This is a genomic window from Pseudomonas sp. PDM16, from assembly GCF_014851865.1.
Classification (GTDB): Bacteria; Pseudomonadota; Gammaproteobacteria; order Pseudomonadales; family Pseudomonadaceae; genus Aquipseudomonas.
Window position 1 is genome coordinate 379,008 of sequence record NZ_JACVAM010000003.1, and the last position, 22,689, is coordinate 401,696.

Annotated in this window: 20 protein-coding genes; 6 read left to right on the forward strand and 14 right to left on the reverse strand. The window is 58.5% G+C overall.

Features of this window, described 5'->3' with window-relative positions; translation table 11 throughout:
• Positions 1-76: 76 nt before the first annotated feature.
• The 3 genes from clpB to rluD all read right to left on the reverse strand — a co-directional run bounded on the left by clpB (position 77) and on the right by rluD (position 4,453).
• Complete coding sequence (clpB, locus tag IB234_RS13715) at positions 77-2,641, reverse strand: ATP-dependent chaperone ClpB (RefSeq protein WP_192318528.1); 2,565 nt, start codon at positions 2,639-2,641, stop codon at positions 77-79.
• 122 nt (positions 2,642-2,763) lie between these two features.
• Positions 2,764-3,498, reverse strand: coding sequence for a peptidoglycan editing factor PgeF (pgeF, locus tag IB234_RS13720; protein WP_192318530.1), 735 nt, complete (start codon positions 3,496-3,498; stop codon positions 2,764-2,766).
• Entirely contained in the window at positions 3,482-4,453 is a 972-nt protein-coding gene (gene rluD / locus IB234_RS13725; protein WP_192318532.1) for a 23S rRNA pseudouridine(1911/1915/1917) synthase RluD, read from the reverse strand. The genes pgeF and rluD overlap by 17 nt, the downstream gene beginning before the upstream one ends.
• A 147-nt stretch (positions 4,454-4,600) precedes the next feature.
• Between rluD and IB234_RS13730 the strand changes: the two genes are divergently transcribed.
• The 5 genes from IB234_RS13730 (at position 4,601) to ispH (ending at position 9,980) form a co-directional block, all read left to right on the forward strand.
• A complete protein-coding gene (locus IB234_RS13730) occupies positions 4,601-5,623 on the forward strand; it encodes an outer membrane protein assembly factor BamD (RefSeq protein WP_192318534.1) in 1,023 nt (340 codons plus the stop codon).
• Between the two features lie 129 nt (positions 5,624-5,752).
• Positions 5,753-5,980: a PP0621 family protein gene (locus IB234_RS13735; RefSeq protein WP_192318536.1), complete on the forward strand. Its 228-nt coding sequence runs from the start codon at positions 5,753-5,755 to the stop codon at positions 5,978-5,980.
• Entirely contained in the window at positions 5,977-7,569 is a 1,593-nt protein-coding gene (locus IB234_RS13740; protein WP_192318539.1) for a sensor histidine kinase, read from the forward strand. The genes IB234_RS13735 and IB234_RS13740 overlap by 4 nt, the downstream gene beginning before the upstream one ends.
• Before the next feature lie 3 nt (positions 7,570-7,572).
• Positions 7,573-8,913, forward strand: a complete 1,341-nt coding sequence (locus IB234_RS13745) for a sigma-54-dependent transcriptional regulator (protein ID WP_192318541.1) — start codon at positions 7,573-7,575, stop codon at positions 8,911-8,913.
• 122 nt (positions 8,914-9,035) lie between these two features.
• Positions 9,036-9,980, forward strand: coding sequence for a 4-hydroxy-3-methylbut-2-enyl diphosphate reductase (ispH, locus tag IB234_RS13750; RefSeq protein ID WP_192318543.1), 945 nt, complete (start codon positions 9,036-9,038; stop codon positions 9,978-9,980).
• Between the two features lie 43 nt (positions 9,981-10,023).
• On the opposite strand, the gene IB234_RS13755 is transcribed toward ispH, so the two are convergent.
• The 8 genes from IB234_RS13755 to IB234_RS13790 form a co-directional block, all read right to left on the reverse strand.
• Complete coding sequence (locus tag IB234_RS13755; RefSeq protein ID WP_192318545.1) at positions 10,024-10,455, reverse strand: type IV pilin protein; 432 nt, start codon at positions 10,453-10,455, stop codon at positions 10,024-10,026.
• On the reverse strand, positions 10,452-10,787 hold the full coding sequence (locus IB234_RS13760) for a PilY2 family type 4a fimbrial biogenesis protein (protein ID WP_192318547.1): 336 nt from the start codon (positions 10,785-10,787) through the stop codon (positions 10,452-10,454). Before IB234_RS13760 ends, IB234_RS13755 begins: the two co-directional genes overlap by 4 nt.
• A gap of 2 nt (positions 10,788-10,789) precedes the next feature.
• On the reverse strand, positions 10,790-14,371 hold the full coding sequence (locus IB234_RS13765; RefSeq protein ID WP_192318549.1) for a pilus assembly protein: 3,582 nt from the start codon (positions 14,369-14,371) through the stop codon (positions 10,790-10,792).
• 10 nt (positions 14,372-14,381) lie between these two features.
• Positions 14,382-15,011 (reverse strand): pilus assembly protein PilX, encoded by a 630-nt coding sequence (locus tag IB234_RS13770; RefSeq protein ID WP_192318551.1) that lies wholly within the window; start codon positions 15,009-15,011, stop codon positions 14,382-14,384.
• Positions 15,008-15,880, reverse strand: a complete 873-nt coding sequence (locus IB234_RS13775) for a PilW family protein (protein WP_192318554.1) — start codon at positions 15,878-15,880, stop codon at positions 15,008-15,010. The genes IB234_RS13770 and IB234_RS13775 overlap by 4 nt, the downstream gene beginning before the upstream one ends.
• A complete protein-coding gene (pilV, locus tag IB234_RS13780) occupies positions 15,877-16,431 on the reverse strand; it encodes a type IV pilus modification protein PilV (RefSeq protein WP_192318556.1) in 555 nt (184 codons plus the stop codon). The genes IB234_RS13775 and pilV overlap by 4 nt, the downstream gene beginning before the upstream one ends.
• A gap of 8 nt (positions 16,432-16,439) precedes the next feature.
• Positions 16,440-16,979, reverse strand: coding sequence for a GspH/FimT family pseudopilin (locus tag IB234_RS13785; protein WP_192318558.1), 540 nt, complete (start codon positions 16,977-16,979; stop codon positions 16,440-16,442).
• A 117-nt stretch (positions 16,980-17,096) separates the two neighbouring features.
• Complete coding sequence (locus IB234_RS13790; RefSeq protein ID WP_192318560.1) at positions 17,097-17,603, reverse strand: GspH/FimT family pseudopilin; 507 nt, start codon at positions 17,601-17,603, stop codon at positions 17,097-17,099.
• 163 nt (positions 17,604-17,766) lie between these two features.
• On the opposite strand from IB234_RS13790, the gene thiO reads away from it, so the two are divergent.
• Positions 17,767-18,867 (forward strand): glycine oxidase ThiO, encoded by a 1,101-nt coding sequence (gene thiO / locus IB234_RS13795; RefSeq protein ID WP_318652019.1) that lies wholly within the window; start codon positions 17,767-17,769, stop codon positions 18,865-18,867.
• Between the two features lie 39 nt (positions 18,868-18,906).
• On the opposite strand, the gene IB234_RS13800 is transcribed toward thiO, so the two are convergent.
• The 3 genes from IB234_RS13800 to ileS are packed head-to-tail and all read right to left on the reverse strand — an operon-like array spanning position 18,907 to position 22,685.
• Positions 18,907-19,359, reverse strand: a complete 453-nt coding sequence (locus tag IB234_RS13800; protein WP_192318563.1) for an FKBP-type peptidyl-prolyl cis-trans isomerase — start codon at positions 19,357-19,359, stop codon at positions 18,907-18,909.
• Positions 19,352-19,861, reverse strand: a complete 510-nt coding sequence (gene lspA, locus IB234_RS13805; RefSeq protein ID WP_192318565.1) for a signal peptidase II — start codon at positions 19,859-19,861, stop codon at positions 19,352-19,354. Before lspA ends, IB234_RS13800 begins: the two co-directional genes overlap by 8 nt.
• Positions 19,854-22,685 (reverse strand): isoleucine--tRNA ligase, encoded by a 2,832-nt coding sequence (gene ileS, locus IB234_RS13810; protein WP_192318567.1) that lies wholly within the window; start codon positions 22,683-22,685, stop codon positions 19,854-19,856. Before ileS ends, lspA begins: the two co-directional genes overlap by 8 nt.
• Positions 22,686-22,689 lie beyond the last annotated feature (4 nt).

The following is a 22,689-nucleotide window of genomic DNA, read 5'->3' on the forward strand; positions in this document are numbered from 1 at the left end:
TCGTGGGTTAACGAAGCAGCTCGATCCGAAGAACAACATCACTCCCGGAACAACGCCGGCAGCGAAGTCGCCCACATCAGGCGAAGACGATGTCCTCGCCCTCCACCCCGGCCTGGACCAACGCGCCCGGCGTGAAGCGCCCAGCCAGTATCTGCTGGGCCAGCGGGTTCTCGATCCAGCGCTGTATGGCGCGTTTGAGCGGACGTGCGCCGTAGACCGGGTCGTAACCAACGGCGATGAGCTTGTTCAAGGCGTCCGGGGTCAGCTCAAGGCGCAGCTCACGCTCGGCCAGGCGACCACGTAGACGCTGCAGCTGGATCTCGGCGATGCCGGCGATCTGCTCACGGCCCAGCGGCTCGAATACCACCACCTCGTCGATCCGGTTGATGAACTCCGGGCGGAAGTGGCTGCTCACCGCATCCAGCACCGCCGCACGCTGCGCCTCGCGGTCGTCGACCAGCTCCTGGATCTGCGCCGAGCCCAGGTTGGAAGTCATCACGATCACGGTGTTCTTGAAGTCCACGGTACGCCCATGGCTATCGGTCAGCCGGCCATCCTCGAGCACCTGCAGCAGTACGTTGAACACGTCCGGGTGGGCCTTCTCCACCTCGTCCATCAGCACTACCGAGTACGGCTTGCGGCGCACGGCCTCGGTCAGGTAGCCGCCTTCCTCATACCCCACGTAGCCGGGCGGTGCGCCGATCAGACGGGCCACGCTGTGCTTCTCCATGAACTCGGACATGTCGATGCGCACCAGCGCCTCTTCGGTATCGAAGAGGAATTCGGCCAGCGCCTTGCACAGCTCGGTCTTGCCCACCCCGGTAGGACCGAGAAAGAGGAACGAGCCGCTTGGCCGGTTCGGATCGGAAAGACCGGCGCGGGAGCGGCGCACGGCGTTGGAGACGGCCACCACGGCCTCGTCCTGGCCAATCACTCGCTGATGCAACAGACCCTCCATCTTCAGCAGCTTCTCACGCTCGCCTTCGAGCATCTTGCTCACTGGGATGCCGGTCCACTTGGAGACCACCTCGGCGATTTCCTCATCGGTCACCTTGCTGCGCAGCAGCTGGTTCTCGCTCTTGCCGTGCTGGTCGACCATCTGCAGGCTGCGCTCCAGGTCGGGGATGATGCCGTACTGCAGTTCGGCCATGCGCTGCAGATCGGAGCGGCGCCGCGCTGCTTCGAGGTCGGCCTTGGCCTGTTCGATCTTCTGCTGGATCTGCGCCGAGCCTTGCACCTCGGCCTTCTCCGACTTCCAGATTTCCTCCAGGTCGGCGTACTCCAGCTCCAGCTTGGCGATGTCGTCCTGCAGCTTCTCCAGGCGCTTTTTGGTCGCCTCGTCATCCTCTTTCTTCAAGGCTTCGCGCTCGATCTTCAGCTGGATCAGGCGGCGATCCAGGCGATCCAGGGCTTCGGGCTTGGAGTCGATCTCCATGCGGATGCGGCTGGCCGCCTCGTCGATCAGGTCGATGGCCTTGTCCGGCAGCTGACGGTCGGTAATGTAGCGATGACTGAGCTTGGCCGCGGCGATGATTGCACCGTCGGTGATGGTCACGCCATGGTGCACCTCGTAGCGCTCCTTGAGGCCACGCAGGATGGCAATGGTGTCTTCCTCGCTCGGCTCGTCCACCAGCACCTTCTGGAAGCGCCGTTCCAGGGCGGCGTCCTTCTCGATGTACTGGCGGTATTCGTCCAGGGTGGTGGCGCCGACGCAGTGCAGCTCGCCACGCGCGAGTGCCGGCTTGAGCATGTTGCCGGCGTCCATCGCACCCTCGGCCTTGCCGGCGCCGACCATGGTATGCAGCTCGTCGATGAACAGGATGATCCGCCCTTCCTGCTTGCCCAGCTCGTTGAGCACAGCCTTCAGGCGCTCCTCGAACTCGCCACGGAATTTGGCTCCGGCGATCAGCGAGCCCATGTCGAGGGCTAGCAAGCGCTTGTCCTTCAGGCCGTCCGGTACCTCGCCATTGATGATGCGCTGAGCCAGCCCCTCGGCAATGGCGGTCTTGCCGACGCCGGGCTCGCCGATCAGCACAGGGTTGTTCTTGGTACGCCGCTGCAGAACCTGGATGGTGCGCCGGATCTCGTCATCGCGGCCGATCACCGGGTCGAGTTTGCCCTCTTCGGCACGCTTGGTCAGGTCGACGCAGTACTTGTCCAGAGCCTGGCGCGACTCCTCGACATTGGGGTCATTGACCGCCTGGCCACCACGCAGGTTGGCGATGGCGTTCTCCAGGGCCTTCTTCGACACGCCCTGGGCCAGCAGCAGCTTGCCCAGTTTAGTGTTCTCATCCATAGCGGCGAGCAGCACCAGCTCGCTGGAGATGAACTGGTCACCCTTCTGCTGGGCCAGGCGGTCGGCCTGGTTGAGTAGGCGCGCCAGATCCTGCGACAGGTTCACGTCGCCGGTGGGGTTCTGGATCTTGGCCAGGCTGTCCAGCTCGGCGGTCAGAGCCTTGCGCAGAGCGGCGATATCAAAACCGACCTGCATCAGAAGCGGCTTGATCGAGCCTCCCTGCTGCTCCAGCAGGGCCTGCATCAGGTGCAGTGGCTCGATGGCGGAATGGTCGAGACCGACGGCCGCAGACTGGGCGTCGGACAGGGCAAGCTGCAGCTTGCTGGTAAGACGATCGATACGCATGAATATGTCCTTCCTTCAGAAAGCGGGCCGGAGCGCTGAACTGCTCCTCTGATTGAAGCCCGGTGTTGCTATCTAGATAAGGACAGTTTCGGCCGATTCAAGCGCCGACTACTTGCTGCGGATCAATCGACCAGCCACACCAGCGAGGCGAAACGTCCGGTGCGGGCGGCGCGACGGTAGGAGAAGAAGCGTGTATCGCTGACCGTACAGAAACCGCCGCCATGCACGGCAGTCACGCCACGGGCGGCTAGGCGGATGCGCGCCAGGGCATAGATATCGGCCATGAATTTGCCCGCGTTGCGGCTAGGACTGAAGGCCCGCTCCGCCTCGGCATGCCGGGACACGAACGCCTCGCGTACTTCCGGACCGACCTCGAAGGTCACGGGACCGATGGCCGGCCCCAACCAGACCAGGATCTCGGACGGCTCGACCGCCAGGGCATCCAAGGTATTTTCCAGCACGCCATTCGCCAGCCCGCGCCAACCGGCATGGGCCGCCGCTACGCGGGTGCCGGCACGATCACAGAACAGTGTTGGCAGGCAATCGGCGGTCAGAACGGTGCAGGCGATGCCCGGCGTGGCGCTCCAGCTGGCGTCGGCGGTTGGTACCTGAGCAGGATCGGCCGCGACTACATCGGGGCTGTGCACCTGTTTCAGCCAGGCTGGCTGGCAACCGAGGTGCTCGACCAGCATGCGGCGATTCTCGGCCACCGCCTGTGGCTCGTCTTCGACATGGTCGCCGAGGTTCAGCCTGTCGAAGGGCGGCTGGCTGGCGCCGCCGGCCCGCGTGGTAACACAGGCCCGGACATTGGCCGGAGCCGGCCAGTCCGGCAGCAGCCAGTCAGACGAAGGATTCATTGTCCTGGCGCAGCAGCGACAGCATCCACACCAGGTCTTCGGGCAGCGGCGAGACCCACTTCATGCGCTGCCCGGTAGCCGGGTGCTCCAGCTCCAGGAAGCGCGCGTGCAGGGCCTGGCGCGGGAATTCCTTGAGGGTCTGCACCAGGGTCGGGCTGGCCGCCGGCGGGATGCGGAAGCGCCCGGCGTAGAGCGGATCGCCTACCAGCGGGTAGCCGACATGGGTCATGTGCACGCGAATCTGGTGGGTACGCCCGGTCTCCAGTTTGACTCGCACATGGGTGTGCGAACGGAAGCGCTCCAGCACACGATAGTGAGTCACGGCAGGCTTGCCACCATCGATCACCGCCATGCGCTGGCGATTGGCCGAGCTGCGGCCGATCGGGGCGTCGATGGTGGAGCCGGAGGTGATCACGCCGATGCAAATGCATTCATAGATGCGACTGACCGTACGCTTCTGCAGCTGATCGACCAGCTTGGTCTGCGCCTGCAGGGTCTTGGCCACCACCATCAGGCCGGTGGTGTCCTTGTCCAGACGATGGACGATACCGGCGCGTGGCACATTGATGATGTCCGGCACATGGTGCAACAGCGCGTTCAACAGCGTGCCATCGGCATGCCCGGCGGCCGGATGGACCACCAGGCCGGCCGGCTTGTCGATCACCAGGATGTGCTCATCCTCATAGACGATGTTCAGCGGAATGTCCTGCGCCACCCACTCGCCCTGGGCCTCCTGCTCGGCCTCCAGGCTGAGCACGGCACCGCTGTGGACGATGTCGCGCGGACGAATGACGGCGCCATCAACGGTCAGACGACCGTCCTTGATCCAGCCGGACAGGCGCGAGCGCGAGTATTCGTCGAAGAGCTGGGCGGCGACCTGGTCAAGGCGCTGGCCGCCAAGGTCTGAAGGCACTTCGGCGGTGAGTTGAATGAGCTGATCGGAATCTTCGGACATGGGCTGCTGCGGAGGGCTGTGCGGCTTTTGGTTTCGGCGGCACGCTGTGGTTAAATACGGCGTCTTTGTCCCGGCATTTTCCGGGGCGCCCATCATAACAGGACGGTACAGGCCTCGACAGCCGCCGTCACAGGGACGCAAGCCACCATGCAAGTGAAACACCTGCTGCTGATCGCCACCCTCGCCTTCGTTACCGCGTGCTCCTCCAACAAGACAGAAGTGGATGAGAACCTGAGCGAAACCGAGCTCTACCAGCAGGCTCAGGAAGATCTCAACAACAACAGCTACAACAACGCCGTCAGCAAGCTGAAGGCGCTGGAGTCGCGCTATCCGTTCGGTCGTTATGCCGAACAGGCTCAGCTCGAGCTGATCTACGCCTACTACAAGAACGTCGAACCGGAAGCCGCTCGCTCCGCCGCCGAGCGTTTCATCCGCCTGCACCCGCAGCATGCCAGCGTCGACTACGCCTACTACGTCAAGGGCCTGGCGTCGTTCGACCAGGATCGCGGCCTGGTAGCCCGTTTCCTTCCGCTGGACCTGACCAAGCGTGACCCGGGTGCCGCTCGCGACTCTTTCAACGAGTTCGCCCAGCTAACCAGCCGCTTCCCCAATAGCCGCTACGCCCCGGACGCCAAAGCGCGCATGATCTATCTGCGCAACCTGCTGGCGGCCTATGAAATACACGCGGGCCATTACTACCTGACTCGTCAGGCCTACGTCGCGGCCGCCAACCGTGGTCGCTACGTGGTAGAGAACTTCCAGGAAACTCCGGCAGTCGGCGATGGCCTGGCACTGATGGTAGAGGCCTACCAGCGCCTGCAGATGGATGACCTCGCAGCCACCAGCCTGGAAACACTGAAGCAGAACTACCCCGACCACCCTTCGCTGGTAGATGGTCAATTCGTGCCGCAGGAAGAGGAAGTGGACAACCGCTCCTGGTTGGCCAAGGCGACACTCGGCCTGATCGAGTCCGACGCGCCCCTGCCGCCGGGCGAGACCCGCGCCAATCAGGACGTGATTCGCCAATACGAAGACGCCCAGGAAGAAATTCCCGACGAGCTGCTGCCGGAAAACCAGGCAGAAGCCCAGGAAGACCTGAGCAGCGAAGCTGAGGGCGGTAATGACGACCGCTCCTGGTTCAGCTACATGACCTTCGGCCTGTTCGACTGAGCCTGCGAACATAACGAAAAGGGAGGCCATGCCTCCCTTTTTCATGCCCGGCATTCGTCAAGACTTAACTACTGCGCTGACATGGCCTCCTTGGCTACACTGCGCTCCTGCCAACGAGAAGAGCACATCATGTTTCGTCTGCTGTTCTGGATTGCTGTGATCACAGCCGCGATATGGCTCTGGCGACGCTTCAAGCGTCCGGCAAAGCCGGCGACCAAGCCACAGGGTGAGCAACCGGCACCTATGGTTCGATGCTCCCAGTGTGGTGTGCACGTACCGCGCGACAAGGCCGTTTCCAGCGGAAATAGCTGGTATTGCAGCCAGGCACATCTGCAGCAGGAACAATCGGGTCGATGAATGGGGAGCAGCTGGCGCTGAGCGGCATTCCCGGGCGTCGCATTCTGCGCCTGTATCACTTGTACCGCGTCGCCGTGGGCCTGACGCTGATTCTTCTCATTTCCACCAAGCTGGACAGTGAACTGCTGGAACTGGCCCATGTGCAACTTTTCCGTTACGGAAGCTGGACCTACCTGATTGTCAACGTGCTGGTGGCGGTGCTCATGCACCGACCACGGCATCTGCTTCAGGTGTTCGGCCTAGCCCTGCTCGACGTGCTGTTGCTCTGCGGGCTCTTCTATTCAGCGGGAGGTACCCCCAGCGGCCTCGGCAACCTGCTCATCATTGCGGTCGCCATCGCCAACATCCTGCTACGCGGTCGAATCGGCCTGCTCATTGCCGCCGCCGCCGCCATCGGCATGCTGGCCCTCACCTTCTATCTGAGTCTGACTCGCCCAGCGGCCAGCACCCAGTTCGTCCAGGCTGGGGCACTGGGAGCCCTGTGCTTCGCGGCAGCCGTTCTTCTCCAAGGTCTGACCCAGCGCCTGCAGGTGAGTGAAAGCCTGGCAGAGCAGCGTGCCGTCGATGTGGCCAGCCTGGAGGCACTCAACTCTCTCATCCTGCAACGCATGCGCACCGGCATCCTGGTACTGGACAAGCAGCATCGTGTATTGCTGGCCAACCAGGGAGCCCTGAGCATGCTCGGTCGTAGCGCACTGGAAGGCAGAGTACTCGACCCGCACTGCCCGGAGCTCGTCAAACGCCTTCAGCAGTGGCTGCACAATCCAACGCTGCGCCCACAAAGCATCCAGGCGAATCCTGATGGTCCCGTGTTGCAACCGAGCTTCATCCCGCTGCAACGCGGCGAAGAACAGCACACATTGGTATTTCTGGACGATGTCTCGCAGATCACCCAACAGGCACAACAGCTGAAACTGGCATCGCTGGGACGACTCACTGCCGGCATCGCCCACGAGATCCGCAACCCTCTGGGTGCTATCAGCCATGCGGCGCAGCTGCTACAGGAGTCGGAGTATCTGGACGAGCCAGATCGGCGTCTCGCCCAGATCATTCAGGATCATTCGCGACGAATGAACATGGTCATCGAGAACGTCCTGCAACTGTCACGCAGGCGCCAGGCCGAACCTCAGCTTCTCGATCTGAAATACTGGCTGCATCGCTTCGCCAGCGAATTCCGCAATTCGGCGCGACTGGATCAGACTCTTCATCTGGAGGCCCACGGCGGCGGCCTGCAGACGCGAATGGACCCTCATCAGCTGACGCAGGTGCTGACCAACCTGGTCCAGAATGGCTTGCGTTATAGTGCCCAGAACCACCAATTGGGCCAGGTGTGGCTGAAGCTGTATCGAGACAAGGAAAGCGACCTGCCAACCCTGGAAATCCTCGACGACGGCCCCGGCGTCGCGCCTGAACAGATGCAGCACATTTTCGAGCCCTTCTATACCACCGACAACAAAGGCACCGGCCTGGGCTTGTATATTTCTCGCGAGCTATGCGAAAGCAATCAGGCGCGACTCGACTATAAACCTCGCGAGGAGGGAGGCAGCTGCTTCCGAATCATCTTCGCCCACCCACGCAAGCTGAGCTGAACCATGAGCACCCGGCAGAGAGCCCTGATCGTCGACGACGAACCCGACATCCGCGAACTCCTGGAAATCACCCTCGGACGCATGAAGCTCGATACCCGCAGCGCCCGAAACGTCAAGGAGGCCCGCGAGTGGCTGGCTCGCGAACCCTTCGATTTGTGCCTGACCGACATGCGCCTGCCGGACGGCACTGGCCTGGACCTGGTCCAGCACATTCAGCAGCGTCATGCACAGGTACCGGTGGCGATGATCACTGCCTACGGCAGCCTGGACACCGCCATCAACGCTCTCAAGGCCGGCGCCTTCGACTTCCTGACCAAACCAGTGGATCTGGGCAGGCTGCGGGAGCTGGTAGGCACCGCGCTGCGCCTTCGGGCTGGTGATAGCGAGGAGAGCACGGTCGGTAGCCGCCTGTTGGGCGACTCGCCGCCGATGAAAGCGCTGCGAAGCCAGATCCAGAAGCTGGCCCGCAGCCAGGCCCCCGTCTACATCAGCGGTGAGTCGGGCAGCGGCAAGGAGCTGGTAGCTCGCCTGATCCACGAACAGGGCCCGAGAGCGGAGAAACCCTTTGTACCAGTGAACTGTGGCGCCATCCCATCCGAACTCATGGAAAGCGAGTTCTTCGGCCACAAGAAAGGTAGCTTCACAGGCGCCATAGAGGACAAGCAGGGGCTCTTTCAGGCATCCAACGGAGGCACGCTGTTCCTCGACGAGGTTGCCGATCTGCCGCTCACCATGCAGGTAAAGCTGCTACGTGCGATCCAGGAGAAGGCTGTCCGAGCCGTAGGCGGCCAACAGGAACTGGTAGTCGATGTCCGCATCCTGTGCGCAACCCACAAGGATCTGGCGGCAGAAGTAGCAGCAGGACGATTCCGCCAAGACCTTTTTTATCGTCTAAACGTCATCGAACTGCGCGTGCCCCCACTGAGAGAGCGCCGTGAGGATATTCCGCTGCTGGCGGAAATCATGCTGCAGCGCCTGACAGAAGGCAGCGGCCTACCGACCGCACGCCTGACGACAGAAGCCCTCGACAAACTCAAATGCTATCGCTTCCCAGGCAATGTACGAGAGCTGGAGAACATGCTCGAACGTGCCTACACCCTGTGTGAAAACGATCAGATCCAAGCTACCGACCTGCGCCTGGCAGATGCAGCTCCAGCTTCCGATGCGGACATGGCATCACTCGCCCAGATCGACAATCTGGAGGACTATCTGGAAGAGATCGAGCGCAAGCTAATCATGCAGGCCCTCGAAGAGAGCCGCTGGAACCGTACGGCAGCCGCACAGCGGCTGGGATTGACCTTCAGATCCATGCGCTATCGCCTGAAAAAACTTGGGATAGACTAACCCCGATTGTCCGCGGCGACCGCCTGGCGCCGCACCCCATCGGCTAGGCTCGCTTTTCTAACCGCAATACCGAGTCGAATCGCTAAACTACGCAGCCTGACCAGCCTGCGCCGAGAGCAAGCATGCAAATCAAACTCGCCAATCCACGCGGCTTTTGTGCCGGTGTTGATCGCGCCATCGAAATCGTCAATCGAGCACTCGAAGTCTTCGAGCCGCCCATCTATGTCCGCCACGAAGTGGTTCACAACAAGTTCGTGGTCGAGGACCTCCGAGCTCGCGGAGCGGTATTCGTGGAAGAACTGGACCAGGTACCGGATGACACCATTGTCATCTTCAGTGCCCACGGCGTCTCCAAAGCCGTGCGCGATGAAGCTGCGCGGCGCGGCCTCAAGGTATTTGACGCCACTTGCCCCCTGGTTACTAAGGTGCATATGGAAGTCCTCCGCTACAGCCGAGACGGCCGGGAGTGCATTCTCATCGGGCACGCAGGACACCCCGAAGTCGAGGGCACCATGGGTCAGTACGACACCGCAAACGGTGGAGCCATCTACTTGGTGGAAGATGAAAAGGATGTCGCACGACTTCAAGTTCGTAACCCGGAGACACTCGCGTTCGTCACCCAGACGACGCTCTCCATGGACGATACCAGCCGAGTCATCGACGAACTGCGCGCTCGCTTTCCAGGCATTGGAGGCCCTCGCAAGGACGATATCTGCTATGCGACCCAGAACCGCCAAGACGCGGTCAAACAGCTAGCGATAGCTTGTGATGTGGTACTGGTGGTCGGCAGCCCCAACAGCTCGAACTCGAATCGCTTGCGCGAACTATCCGAGCGACTGGGAACACCAGCCTATCTGATAGATGGAGCGGAAGACCTCGATCGCGCATGGTTCAGCAATGCAAGCAACATAGGCATTACAGCAGGCGCGTCCGCCCCTGAGGTACTAGTCAGAGGAGTGGTGGAGAAACTAGGTGAATGGGGAGCAACAGTAGCGCAGGAATTGGAAGGCCGTCCCGAGAACGTCACGTTCTCAATGCCAAAGGAGCTAAGGATAAAGGAGATATAAGTAGAAAACGCTCTAGAAACCTAGAGCGTTTTCAAAAAAGCAATTAGCGCCAACAATCACCAACAGCACCGGTGCCCGTGATATTGCGAACCCCTCTGGCATTCAGTGTCAGATTACCGCATTTAGTATCACCAAAGAGCGGCGCAACAGTCATTGTATAACCCCCATCATTGGGCAGAACCACAATATTACCTACCCCAATCTGGTACTTTCCATTTAATGATTTGGCAACACCCGCAGTGACCATCACACCTAGATCCGCCAAGTTAGCGGCGTCTGTCACATAAGTATTGTTCTGAGCAAAAAAACGCTCTTGCCGAGCAACCAGATCATTCAAAAACGCCTGCCCCTCGGACCGGTACCCTTTAGCGACGTGTTCGCTATAACTGGGATAGGTCACCATTCCCAGAATAGCGATGATGGCAACCACTATCATCATCTCCATCAATGTGAAGCCACTACTAGAGTGTCTCATGGCTGCTCCCCAGCATTGGCATCCTCACCACGCCTTACCCGCAACACTGACTCAGGATACAGGTAGACCGATTTAATTACGCTGTAAGGGCTACCCACCGTACCACTAAAGCCGATCTGGTATCCGGGCTGCAACTGCACGATGGCCGCACGCCCATCCAGCAAAGTGGACATAGGGAGTGAATACAACTGCTCATTCACCTCAATCAGACCCTCTCCCAGACGAACTTCACTGATCTCACCCACATCCTCGAAACTTTGGGCACCGACCGCGCCCACGAACACCGTAGTCATGATAAACATGCCGGCGCGAAGCATACTCGTTAGAGTCATAGTTACTCCTCCGGAACCTTACGCCAAGTTTGGCGACCAAAGCTTTTTGGACCTAAATTGAGCTTAAGACATTCGCTGGAGGTGCACCCACTCCCCTCACCGCCACCACCGCCCAGCCCACCAGAGCTATCTCCACCTGTAGGGGTAATCCCCCCTTCTCCATCTTGGCGAACAGAGGAGATAACGGTACCCGGGTTATTAACACTACGAAAATCTGAGAAGACGTGATATCGAGTACGCCCACCACTTGCAGGGTCGATAGCATAGGTCCAGTTTTCCACACCAGACAGACAAGGATCGTTATTTGGCACTAAAGTTTGGAACACTAGCGAATCACCAAAATCGCTCATAGCCTCCACCATCATCTCGCCAGGCAATCTTAGGTCAAAATACCAACCGTATTTGTTATTCGACCAAGTAACGGTATCAGGATCACTAGAGCTTATTGTAGGCACAGCCCATTGCACATCGTTATCACTAAGCACTCGAGCCTCTCGCCCCGAAGTAACGGAGGTCAACGAAGTATCCATGCTCTGAGCCTGCAGGCTACTACGGGTCATACTGGTGGGCTGCTGAGAATTTTTAGCGGGCCGCTGACTGTAAGCATCCCAAATACCATATATCGACTGAGTAGAGGTCGCACCATTCTTATCGCCTTCCTCATAATACTTGCCAGTACCAAAGGACACCAATAGACCATAACCACTGGGGTGTCGTATTACACTAGGTGGCGCAGTAATAGATTGACGCACATTACCACTTGTTACCGCAGAGAATATCGGCCTACCTTGATAGGCAACCTTGAAATCCATCGTCCGAGTAGTTTCGTCCGAGATAGGCTCTGGCCGCTTGAATGGCATATCTTTATCCAGAGGCCCGCCGGGCAAAAGGTCGAAGCGCCACATATTTCCCTGGATATCACCTGCATACGCATAATCCGCCACGCCATCGACGTTCATATCCACCACTTTGGGGGTCGACAACCCATTGGCCACACCATCCTTTCCCACAACATCCAGAGACTTAATCAGCGTACCGTCAGCAACATTGATCAGCAACAGTGCAGCTTTGCCATTATCCTTGGTGACAGCCTCGTAACCATTACCGGTCACTACCGCCCATTTTCCATCATGCAAACGAGCTACAGTGGGACGAGAGAAGCTATATCCCAAGCCTACCTCTTTACCTGCCAAATTGCTTTCACCAAACTCCCAGAGCAGTTTGATGTTGGCTGGCTCTGTCACATCCAGCGCAAAGATCCCTTTTCCTCCCGCTTTCAAAGTACCGATCAATACGGTACGCCACTCGTTATTTATATAAACATCAGCGACGACAGGAGAACCATCAACATAGAACTGGTGATGGGCGCCCTCATAGTTACGCCCAGTCAACTTGTGCAACTTGGGGAACACTGCTGTAGGCACGAAGGCGAATGTCTCCTGCCCCGTCTGAGCATCGAACGCATGCAACATGCCGTCATTTGCCCCCACATAAACGTGGGGTACTCGCTTCTCCTGCGCCAGATAAAATGCCGAATATTTGTCGTTGCCCTCCAGGGAGTTGGCAACACCCACAAGATAACGGGCGCCACGGACGACCGCCGGACTGGAGCCGATCATGTCACCAAGTACTGTCTTCCTCTCCCGGAACAGAGAACCCTCTCCATATCGATCACCCAACAAAAAGCTCAGGCGCTGAGCCGCCTTGGTGGAGGTAGACTCAAGCGTATCGCCATCTTCAGGATTCTGGCGCAAATAATAAGCCAGCGAGCCAGAAGTGAAGGCATCTCCCGCGTTGGCCCAAGTAAGCGCCTTCAGCCTGGTGAGACCGGTTGCCGAAGAAATCTTTATATTGCGAGAAGCATAAGAACGAGAAGCCAGCATTGAGCGGGCACTCCACTGCTCGCTGGTAAGCGTTTCATACTTACCAAGTGCTGAATTAAAAATCCTGGTTCTTGTATAAGCTTTCAGGTCACCAGCCCAACTTTCGTTACTAGCATAGAAGGTTTGATAGGCGTAACTAAGCCAGCCACTACCACCACCATCTACCAAGCCGGAGCTAATCGCTGGTTTAGCAGCGGAAGAACTGCGATCTCCAATGCGAGCCAGAACGGTGTCGAAAGCTCTCACGAGGGAATCAGGTGAGTCCGCGCTGAAGAACTCGCCGCGAGAGTTAATCGCCGCATGCCAAAGATCATAGACGTTGTTGGCATTATCATCCCCGACAGTTGGCCAGCGCCGCCCATTAGTGGCCATATTCATCAACTCGTCATAGTTGGCAAATGTAGTACCACCCCAAGTCGGTTGAGCAGCATTCGACATAGCACGAGACAGGCCTAACCCGACAGTGAAATTCACCATATTCTGCCATGTAGCCGGATTATTTCGAGGATCATTCTCGTCATTCACTGAGTTACCAGTTGTGAAAGGCATATAGGGAGATACATTATTCCCCAACCCAGTTCGCAAGTCGGTTTTCCAGTAATAATAAGCCCAATCTGCCAATGTATTGGTATTAGTTCCATTATTGGCAGGGCCGTTATCCCTATATGGGTAACCTAGTGAGTTGTCATTCGGATTAGGTGCACCAGTAGAATTACCGTTCCACATACCATCCGTCATCAAAATATGATAACTGGCGCGACAGGCATAATTATTACCATCACCACCATAGGCAAGATTATTGGTTCTCAGGAAATTTCCAGCCCGCTGCATTGCACTATGCAGCGGAGTACCATTAGCCTGAGGAAGCACACTTAGCCAGCTAAAGAAATTCACCCTGTGCTGGCCGGTAAAGCGCCCCATAGTGTTGCTATTACAATTTCCGCCGCTATTAGCACCAATACTGCAAGTATTGAGCGCCCCCCAAGTCAGACGAACGTCTTCAGGCAGCGTATAGAAGGCCAGACTAGCAGCAGATCGCGTCGCAAGATTACGAGTACGATAGAATGAATACCAGATAGCAAAATTCTTCTGCTGATCTATTCCATACTCAACGCCTTGGACTTTTTTGTAGGTATAACAATTATCTGAACTATTTGGATTCTGAGCCGGGCAGCTCCCGCTAACAACATACTGAAAGTAATGAGCAGGAGCCCGACCATTGCTGTCACAGCCATTACCCGATGAATATCCCGAAGGGCAGCTAGACAGCCATGTAGTTCCTGTACCCTGGGCACGAAACTGAGTTGATAGATTAGTGGAGCCGGTAGCAGAGTAGCCATCGCTGGGTGCCGCGGTAAAAGAAGGGGTAGCGTAATCAGTTACGGTGACAACACCACTCACCATGGTGACTCGCTTCGGGACCCTATAAGTAGTCTCCGGATCGTAATACATCGAGTTATAGGCATTAGAGCGCCATGCTCGGCGCGCCGAATCACCGCTAATGCTATCCGGAGCATATGCCCACGCCATACTGCCCGAGTCATCCAACGTTACCAAAAGGTTGGGAGCGACACCTTCGGTGAGAGAGAGCGGCTGCTGGGAAACAGCAGCCTGCAGGTTGTATGAGGAGCTAAAAATAGCGCAGCCAAATAGCGTAGACGCCATGACCTTGCCCACAGAAAAAAACCTGTTCGGCTTCATCTTCATTTCCTCAATCACTCTCTTCGCCAAAATAAAATCTTGCCATGGTGCTCTGAACAGCCAGATCTCGACCCGCAACCGGGCGAGCCAACCCATTAACAAGGTAATAATATGTGCTCTTGCCTTGCAAATAATCCCCATACGCAACGCTTTCAGGCGCCAGAATATAAGTATTCCAGAATGATGGTATTTCCGGAATAGAAGCCTGAATGTAATCCAGCCCTCTATATGGCATCCACAAGAGACTACCGGCAGAAGCTGCTGAAAGATCGTTATTTTTAATATTTTGCGGATACTTCACGAAGCCATGAAGAGAGGTATCTTTGATAGCCAAGAGGCAGGTTTTATTGAATCCCGAGCCTTGCAGCACATTTGTGACCTTACATTCGGCCGGATGTGGCTCCAATTGTTGGCGGCGTGTAGCCCTCGTTTCCGGGGAGTTGATGCGAAACTCCGCTTCTCTAAGAGCTGCTTCTGCGGAGTTCTGCATCCTCACGGTAAGCACGCGATTGCCGGTTACGCGAGACTCCAATGCGACGCCACTCATGCTGCCAACCGCTAGCAAGGTCAGAACAAGAAGCATCACCAAAGCCACTAGTAGAACCGCGCCCCGTTGACGCGATGACTGAGCGATAATCATGGCATGAGATTCCTCAACGATAACTCTCCACCTGCTATCTGATAAAGGCGATCGCGATCTCCTGCATCAAGGCGGGCCGCACTATCAGGTGCCGCAGTCTTCCATTCCGTTAAAACTCTAGACCTTCCCTCACGCTGCCCTTCCTTACCAGCCAGCAGCAATGAATATCGAACAACTCGGATAGGTCCATCGGACTGCTGCCAAGTCTTCGCCGAGACATATCTTTTGGGATCATCGTCTTTTCGCAGGGCCTTCGTGAGTAAATCGCTGGCTCCGATACCAAACTCCAAACGAAGATCGGCAACACCAGTCAACAACTCCACAGCACCGGGAGCACCAACCCCAAAACTCTCACAAGTTAACCGCCCGCCACTCAGATCAGTCGCATCTGCCGCTGGCTCATAGCGCAGAGCCATGACAATCAGATTATCGGGAGACTTGAATACATTACCCTTGGCTCCCTCTACGAAAGAGAACGCAGCACTTGCATTACCTTCGCAGTCAGGCTCCCCACTGGAGAACGGCTCGTAACGGATACAAATACCACTTCCGCCCTGAACAGCCGTTACGCTCTCTCCCTTATCAAAAGCAGCGCATCCGTTGGCAGCTCCTTGAGATGGGAAAGCCACCTCCATCTTCCTCCTAGGATCTCGCAGGTAACCTACGCGCCCCAAGTATTCATCCAGCAAAAGCTCTGCAAAGCGCGCACTCTCCTGATTAACCATTTGATCCTGCTGGAACACATGATTTCGCTTGTTATCTATATATATCTGACTAATGCCAAGAATAAGAAAGCCACTGATAGCGAGAGCCACCAATAACTCGATCATCGACAACCCACTATCTCTGGCAAACCCTATACTTTTCATAGCTCTACCCGAGTCCTGTATATGCAGGTAGTTTCATTCGGCGCGCGATCATCAATACAGCCACCCTCTTTCACAGTCCATGCGAGCTGAATCTCTATCATGGTCCCCCGATCTGCGCAAACAGGAGCGACAGCATTACTGATACTGGGACTACGGCACATATAGAAATCACTATTCAACAAGCCATCTGCGCCGGGCAAAACACGCCGAACCTTGGCGATCCAGCAATCACGCTGTTGCTGGGCCGTTTTTGCGGATGCTGGGTCTGCACAAGAGGCAGGTGCCGGGTTAAATCCGGCCGCTCTAGATTTAAAAAGCATCGAGCTATTATTATTTAACATTCCGCCCTGCGCTCCTCGCACCAGCTGAGGGTTCGCACGCATGATTTCCACCAACTCACCGGCCAAAGCCACAGCAGCATTGCGCTGCACCGAATCCTGGGTGTACTGAATCGAGCGAGTCTGCATAGCAACCACGCCCAATATCCCGATAGTTGTCAGGACAAGAGTGATTAATACTTCAATCAAACTGAAGCCGTTATTCTTACTCATGAAAAGCCTCATGGATTGGTGCAACTTGTCATGTCCACGTTGCCCGAGCCACCCTTCTTACCCGGTTTTGAAAGTTCCAAATAACCCGCCGCACTCAGATTCAAACGGTAACCTGTAGTCGCTTCACCATCGCGACATACGGTGACAATTGTTGCGCGATCAGCGCTGCCATTTGGTCGATAGATAATCGTATCGACTGCGGCTCCTGCCGAAGAAAAGGCCAACAACCCTGCCGCCGCCGCGTCAGTGCGCAGTTCTCGCTCGATGGTGCCATCGGTACAGTTGTTTGCATTCGAGGCGTCGAACGGACGTACGACCCAAGCCGAGCCTGCACAGATCTTTACCTCATAACTGACACGATTCACCACGGCCTGGCTGCGTGCGTATTGCAAGAAGGATCGAACCTCCTCCGCCTGACCAAGCAGTTGGTTATTGCGGATGAGAGTTGTAAAGCTGGGCACAGCTATCGTTGCCGCTATGGCCACCAGCGCGAGCGTAATGACCAGTTCGACCAAGGTGAATCCATGTATGCCGTCTTTGCGGGACATGGGGGGCTCCATTCAAATACCTACTCATATCATTGGTCAGCCACCATTGATTGTCCCGCAGCCAGAGATGGCCGGCCCCTTTACCACGACAGGTGGCAACCGCTCCGATCATGTATATCAATCGGCACATCGCCCCTGCTCCGCCTGATTCTCCTTAAAGCTGGCCTCCCGGACTCGCCCCTGTCGATTGAGTATCAGCTGCCACGCGACCCGGCCTTGATGGCACTGAAAGAAGCGACCATTGGAAATAGGGGAGCTGCCATTACCGCGAAATAGGATGCTCGTACCAAACCCGCTCCAAGCAAGCCCCTTGAGGCCATCGCCATGACGAACACGGAACGGCTCCTGGGTCCTCGCAGCCCGGATGAGCCAGCCATCCGACCACCCAGATGAGCAACTCAATCCATCCCTCGAGCCACACACTTCCACGCTCCGCCCTTCTATCACTGCCTGAGCACGAGCTACTTGAAGAGCACTCCGCAGCTCCACCTGCAAGGCTAGCTGCCGGTTCCGCTCTATAAGGTCAGCAAAGACAGGAACGGCTATGGCAGCAGATATGGCCAATAAAGCCATCGAAAAAAGCAACTCCACCAGCGACAAACCGGCGCGGCGATTCAGCGACATGATGCAAATCCTTTGCATATATCATTACGGCCGTCCTGGCCGGCAATCGCATCTACTACAGATTAGAGACAACGCTACAGCTGCGACCCTACCCCTATAGACCAACGACTATGGGAATCAAACACGCCGCCCTCAAGCCGTGACTCGCATCACAGGAGAATCCGTGGATAACATCATTGTGATCGGAGGCGGGGCCATCGGCCTGCTATCCGCACTCAATCTCGCTCAACAAGGGTTGCCCGTTACCCTGCTTGAGCAATCGGAAACAGGCCAGGAGGCCTCGTGGGCAGGTGGAGGAATCATTTCGCCGCTCTATCCATGGAGATACAGCCAGGCTGTAACAGCCCTGTCAGCATGGTCGCAAAGCGCCTACCCAGAACTCGCCACGTATCTCCTGAAGCACACGGGAATAGATCCCGAACTTCACACAACCGGGCTCTACTGGTTGGATCTGGAGGACGAAGTCGCAGCGTTGGAGTGGGCGGCCGGCAGCAGTGCCTCGCTACTAGCCCCCCCCATGGAGGAAGTTCATGTACGAGTGCCTTCGCTAGGCAGCGGCTTCAGCCGCTCAATCTACATGCCAGGCGTGGCAAGCATTCGCAACCCTCAGCTTCTCAGGGCGCTGAAGCAGGCGTTGCTGAACACGGAAAATGTAAGCTTTCGTGAGCACTGCACTGTGACGGAGATTCTTTTAGACGGCGCAGGAAACGCCCGGGGAGTTCTGACGAGCCAAGGGGAAATGACTGCGGATCATGTGGTTGTTGCTGCCGGAGCGTGGAGCGCAAGGCTACTGAGCGGCGTGAATCTGGATATCTCCATAGAACCGGTCAAGGGGCAAATGATCCTCTACAAGTGCTCAAGAGACTTCCTACCCTGCATAGTGCTGGCAAACGGCAGATATGCTATTCCGCGCAGGGATGGGCACATTCTTGTAGGAAGCACAATTGAACATACCGGCTTCGACAAGACGCCTACCGATGAGGCACTCTCCAGCCTCAAAGCCTCTGCCGAGATACTTCTACCGGCCTTGAGCCAGGCAGAAATAATACGGCACTGGGGTGGCTTACGCCCCGGCTCTCCCCAAGGAATCCCCTACATAGGCGCGGTGCCAGGAATCAAAGGCCTGTGGCTGAACTGCGGACACTACCGCAATGGGCTTGTCCTGGCTCCGGCCTCTTGCCGGCTCCTCGCCGATCTAATGCTAGGCCGCCCCCCCATAGTGGCGCCAGAAAGCTACAGCCCTCCAGCACCGAAGCGCCCCTAGAAAGCCTTCATCCATCGAGCCTTCTGGAAGGGGGGCGACTTAGCCCTCCATCACCTGCAAGACTTCGACGTCAAAAGTCAGAGTCTTACCGGCCAGCGGATGGTTGAAGTCGACGGTCACCTGCGAGTCGTCGAACGCCTTGACCACACCCGGCAGCTCGGCGTTGGCGGCATCGTTGAAGATCACCAGCAGGCCCTCGGACAACTCCATGTCGTCGAACTGGCTGCGCGGCATGATCTGGACGTTCTGCGGGTTGGGCTGGCCGAAGGCGTTCTCAGGCTCGATCTGCAGGCTGCGCTTGTCGCCAGCCTTGAAGCCGTAGAGCGCGACCTCGAAGCCCGGCAGCAAATTGCCGTCGCCGACCTTGAAAGTGGCCGGCTGCTTGTCGAAGGTACTGTCTACCACATCGCCATTGGCCAGCTTGAGGGCAAAATGCAGGGTGACTTCCTTGTCCGGGCCAATACGCAGCTCTTGAGAGAGTGGTTCAGTCATGGGCGGGTTCTCCGGACTTCTTACTTTTAAACATGTCCAGCGCCAACATCACGGCGCCGAGGGTGATGCCGCTATCAGCCAGGTTGAAGGCCGGGAAGCGGTACTGGTCCTGCCAGTGCACCAGGATGAAATCGACGACATGGCCGAGCACGACCCGGTCGTACAGGTTACCCAACGCGCCACCCAGCACCAGTGCCAGAGCGATGGCCAGCCAGGTCTCGTCACTCTTGAGGCGCTTCATCCACACCACCAACACGGCGCTGACGCCGATGGCGATGGCGGCGAACAGCCAGCGCTGCCAGCCGGACTCGCCAGCCAGGAAGCTGAAGGCGGCGCCACGGTTGTAGACATGGACCCAGTCGAAGTAACCGTCGATCACGGTGACCCGCTGCCCGTACTCCAGCACCTGCAGCACGATCTGCTTGGTACCCTGATCGAGGACGAACACCAGCACGGCCAGCCACAGCCAGGCTAGGCGACCGAAGCGCGAGGCATCAGACATGCTTGCGCACCTCGCCTGCACCTTCGATGTTGCTTACGCAGCGCTCACACAGCTCCGGATGCGCGGCATTGCTGCCGACATCGGCACGGAAGTGCCAGCAACGGCCGCACTTGGCGTGGGCCGATTTGACGATTTTCAGCTTCAGGCCCGGCACCTCGGTAGCCACCGCGTCAGCCGGCGCGTCGGCCAGCGGCGCGACGGTGGCGGCGGAGGTGATCAGGGCGAAACGCAGTTCGTCGTCGAGCTTGGCCAGCGACTGCTGCAGCGCCTCGTCGCCATACAGGGTGACCTCGGCTTGCAGATTGCCGCCGATGGCCTTGCTGTTGCGCAGGTTCTCCAGCTCCTTGTTCACCGCGGCGCGCACCTCGGTCAGCTGCTCCCAGTAGGCGCGATCCAGTTCGAAGCCTTCCGGCAGTCGGTCGAGACATTCGTACCAGGTGTTCAGCATCACCGACTCATTGCGCTCGCCCGGCAGGAACGACCAGATCTCGTCGGCAGTGAAGGCCAGGATCGGCGCGATCCAGCGCACCAGCGCCTCGGCGATGTGGTACTGCGCGCTCTGGCAGGAGCGGCGTGCCGCGCTATTGGCGGCGGTGGTGTACTGGCGGTCCTTGATCACGTCCAGGTAGAAGCCACCCAGCTCCTGCACGCAGAAGTTGTGCACCTTGGAATAGACGTTCCAGAAGCGGTACTCGGCGTAGGCCTCGATGATCTCGGCCTGCAGACGCGCGGCGGCATCCACCGCCCAGCGGTCGAGGTCGAGCATCTGCTCGGCCGGCAGCAGGTCCTTGGTCGGATCGAAGTCGCCGAGGTTGGCCAGCAGGAAGCGCATGGTGTTGCGGATACGCCGGTAGGCGTCGGCGCTGCGCTGCAGAATGACCTTGGACACGGCCATCTCACCCGAATAGTCGGTGGAGGCGACCCACAGGCGCATGATGTCGGCGCCCAGGCTGTCGTTGACCTCTTGCGGCGCCACCACGTTGCCGAGCGACTTGGACATCTTGCGGCCGTTCTCGTCGACCACGAAGCCATGGGTCAGCAGTGCCTTGTAGGGCGCGTGGCCGTCGATGGCGCAGCCGGTCAGCAAGGACGAGTGGAACCAGCCGCGGTGCTGGTCGGAGCCTTCCAGATAGAGGTCGGCGCGCGGACCAACTTCGTGGCCCAGCGGGTGCGAGCCGCGCAGCACGTGCCAGTGGGTGGTGCCGGAGTCGAACCAGACGTCCAGGGTGTCGCTGATCTTGTCGTAGTCGGCAGCCTCGGCGCCGAGCAGCTCGGCGGCGTCCAGCTTGAACCAGGCCTCGATGCCCTCCTGCTCGACACGCTTAGCCACGTCCTCCATCAGCTCGACAGTGCGCGGATGCAGCTCGCCGCTGGCCTTGTGCAGGAAGAACGGGATCGGCACGCCCCAGTTGCGCTGGCGCGAGATGCACCAGTCCGGACGACCGGCGATCATGCTGTGCAGGCGCGCCTGGCCCCAGGCCGGTACGAACTCGGTCTGTTCGATGGCGGACAGCGCGCGTTCGCGCAGGGTCGCGCCCTGCGCAGGCTGCTTGTCCATGCCGACGAACCACTGCGCGGTGGCGCGGTAGATCAGCGGGGTCTTGTGGCGCCAGCAGTGCATGTAGCTGTGCTGGATCGCTTCGTGCTTGAGCAGCGCGCCGACTTCGCCGAGCTTGGCGACGATGGCCGGGTTGGCTTTCCAGATGAACTGGCCGCCGAAGAACGGCAGGTCGGCCACGTACACGCCGTTGCTTTGCACCGGGCTGAGGATGTCGTCGTTGTGCATGCCGTAGCGCTTGCACGAACGGAAGTCGTCCTCGCCGTAGGCCGGCGCCGAGTGCACGACGCCGGTACCGGCGCCCAGCTCGACGTAGTCGGCCAGGTAGACCGGCGACAGGCGCTCGTAGAACGGATGGCGGAAGCGGATGTTTTCCAGCGCCGCACCAGCGGCAGTGGCGATCACTTCGCCTTGCAGGCCATAACGGCTCAGGCAGCTTTCCACCAGCTCCTCGGCCAGCAACAGCAGCTTGTCGCCAACATCGACCAGGGCATAGGTGAATTCCGGGTGAACGTTGAGCGCCTGGTTGGCCGGAATGGTCCAGGGCGTGGTGGTCCAGATCACGATGCTGGCCGGCTTGGCCAGGCTGCCCAGGCCGAACGCAGCGGCCAGCTGAGCGGCGTCCTCGACGACGAAGGCCACGTCGATGGCGTCGGATTTCTTGTCCTGGTACTCGACCTCGGCCTCGGCCAGTGCCGAGCCACAATCGAAGCACCAGTTGACCGGCTTCAGGCCCTTGAACACGAAGCCTTGCTTGACCATCTCGGCCAGCGCACGGATCTCGCCGGCCTCGTTGGCGAAGGCCATGGTCTTGTATGGATTTTCCCAGTCGCCCAGCACACCGAGACGGATGAAGTCGGCCTTCTGCCCTTCGATCTGCTCGCCGGCATAGGTGCGGCAGCGCTCACGGGTCAGGTCGGACGGCTGGTTCTTGCCGAAGGTGGTCTCGACCTTGTGCTCGATCGGCAGGCCATGGCAGTCCCAACCCGGCACGTAAGGCGCGTCGAAGCCGGCCAGGGTCTTGGAACGGGTGATCATGTCCTTGAGGATCTTGTTGACCGCGTGACCGATATGGATGCTGCCGTTGGCGTAGGGCGGGCCGTCATGCAGGACGAACTTCGGCCGGGTCTCGCCGAGCTGACGCAGTTTCTGGTACAGGCCAATGCTGTCCCAGCGCGCCAGGGTCTCCGGCTCGCGCTGCGGCAGGCCGGCTTTCATCGGGAAGGCAGTATCCGGGAGGTTCAGCGTGGCTTTGTAGTCGGTCATCTCA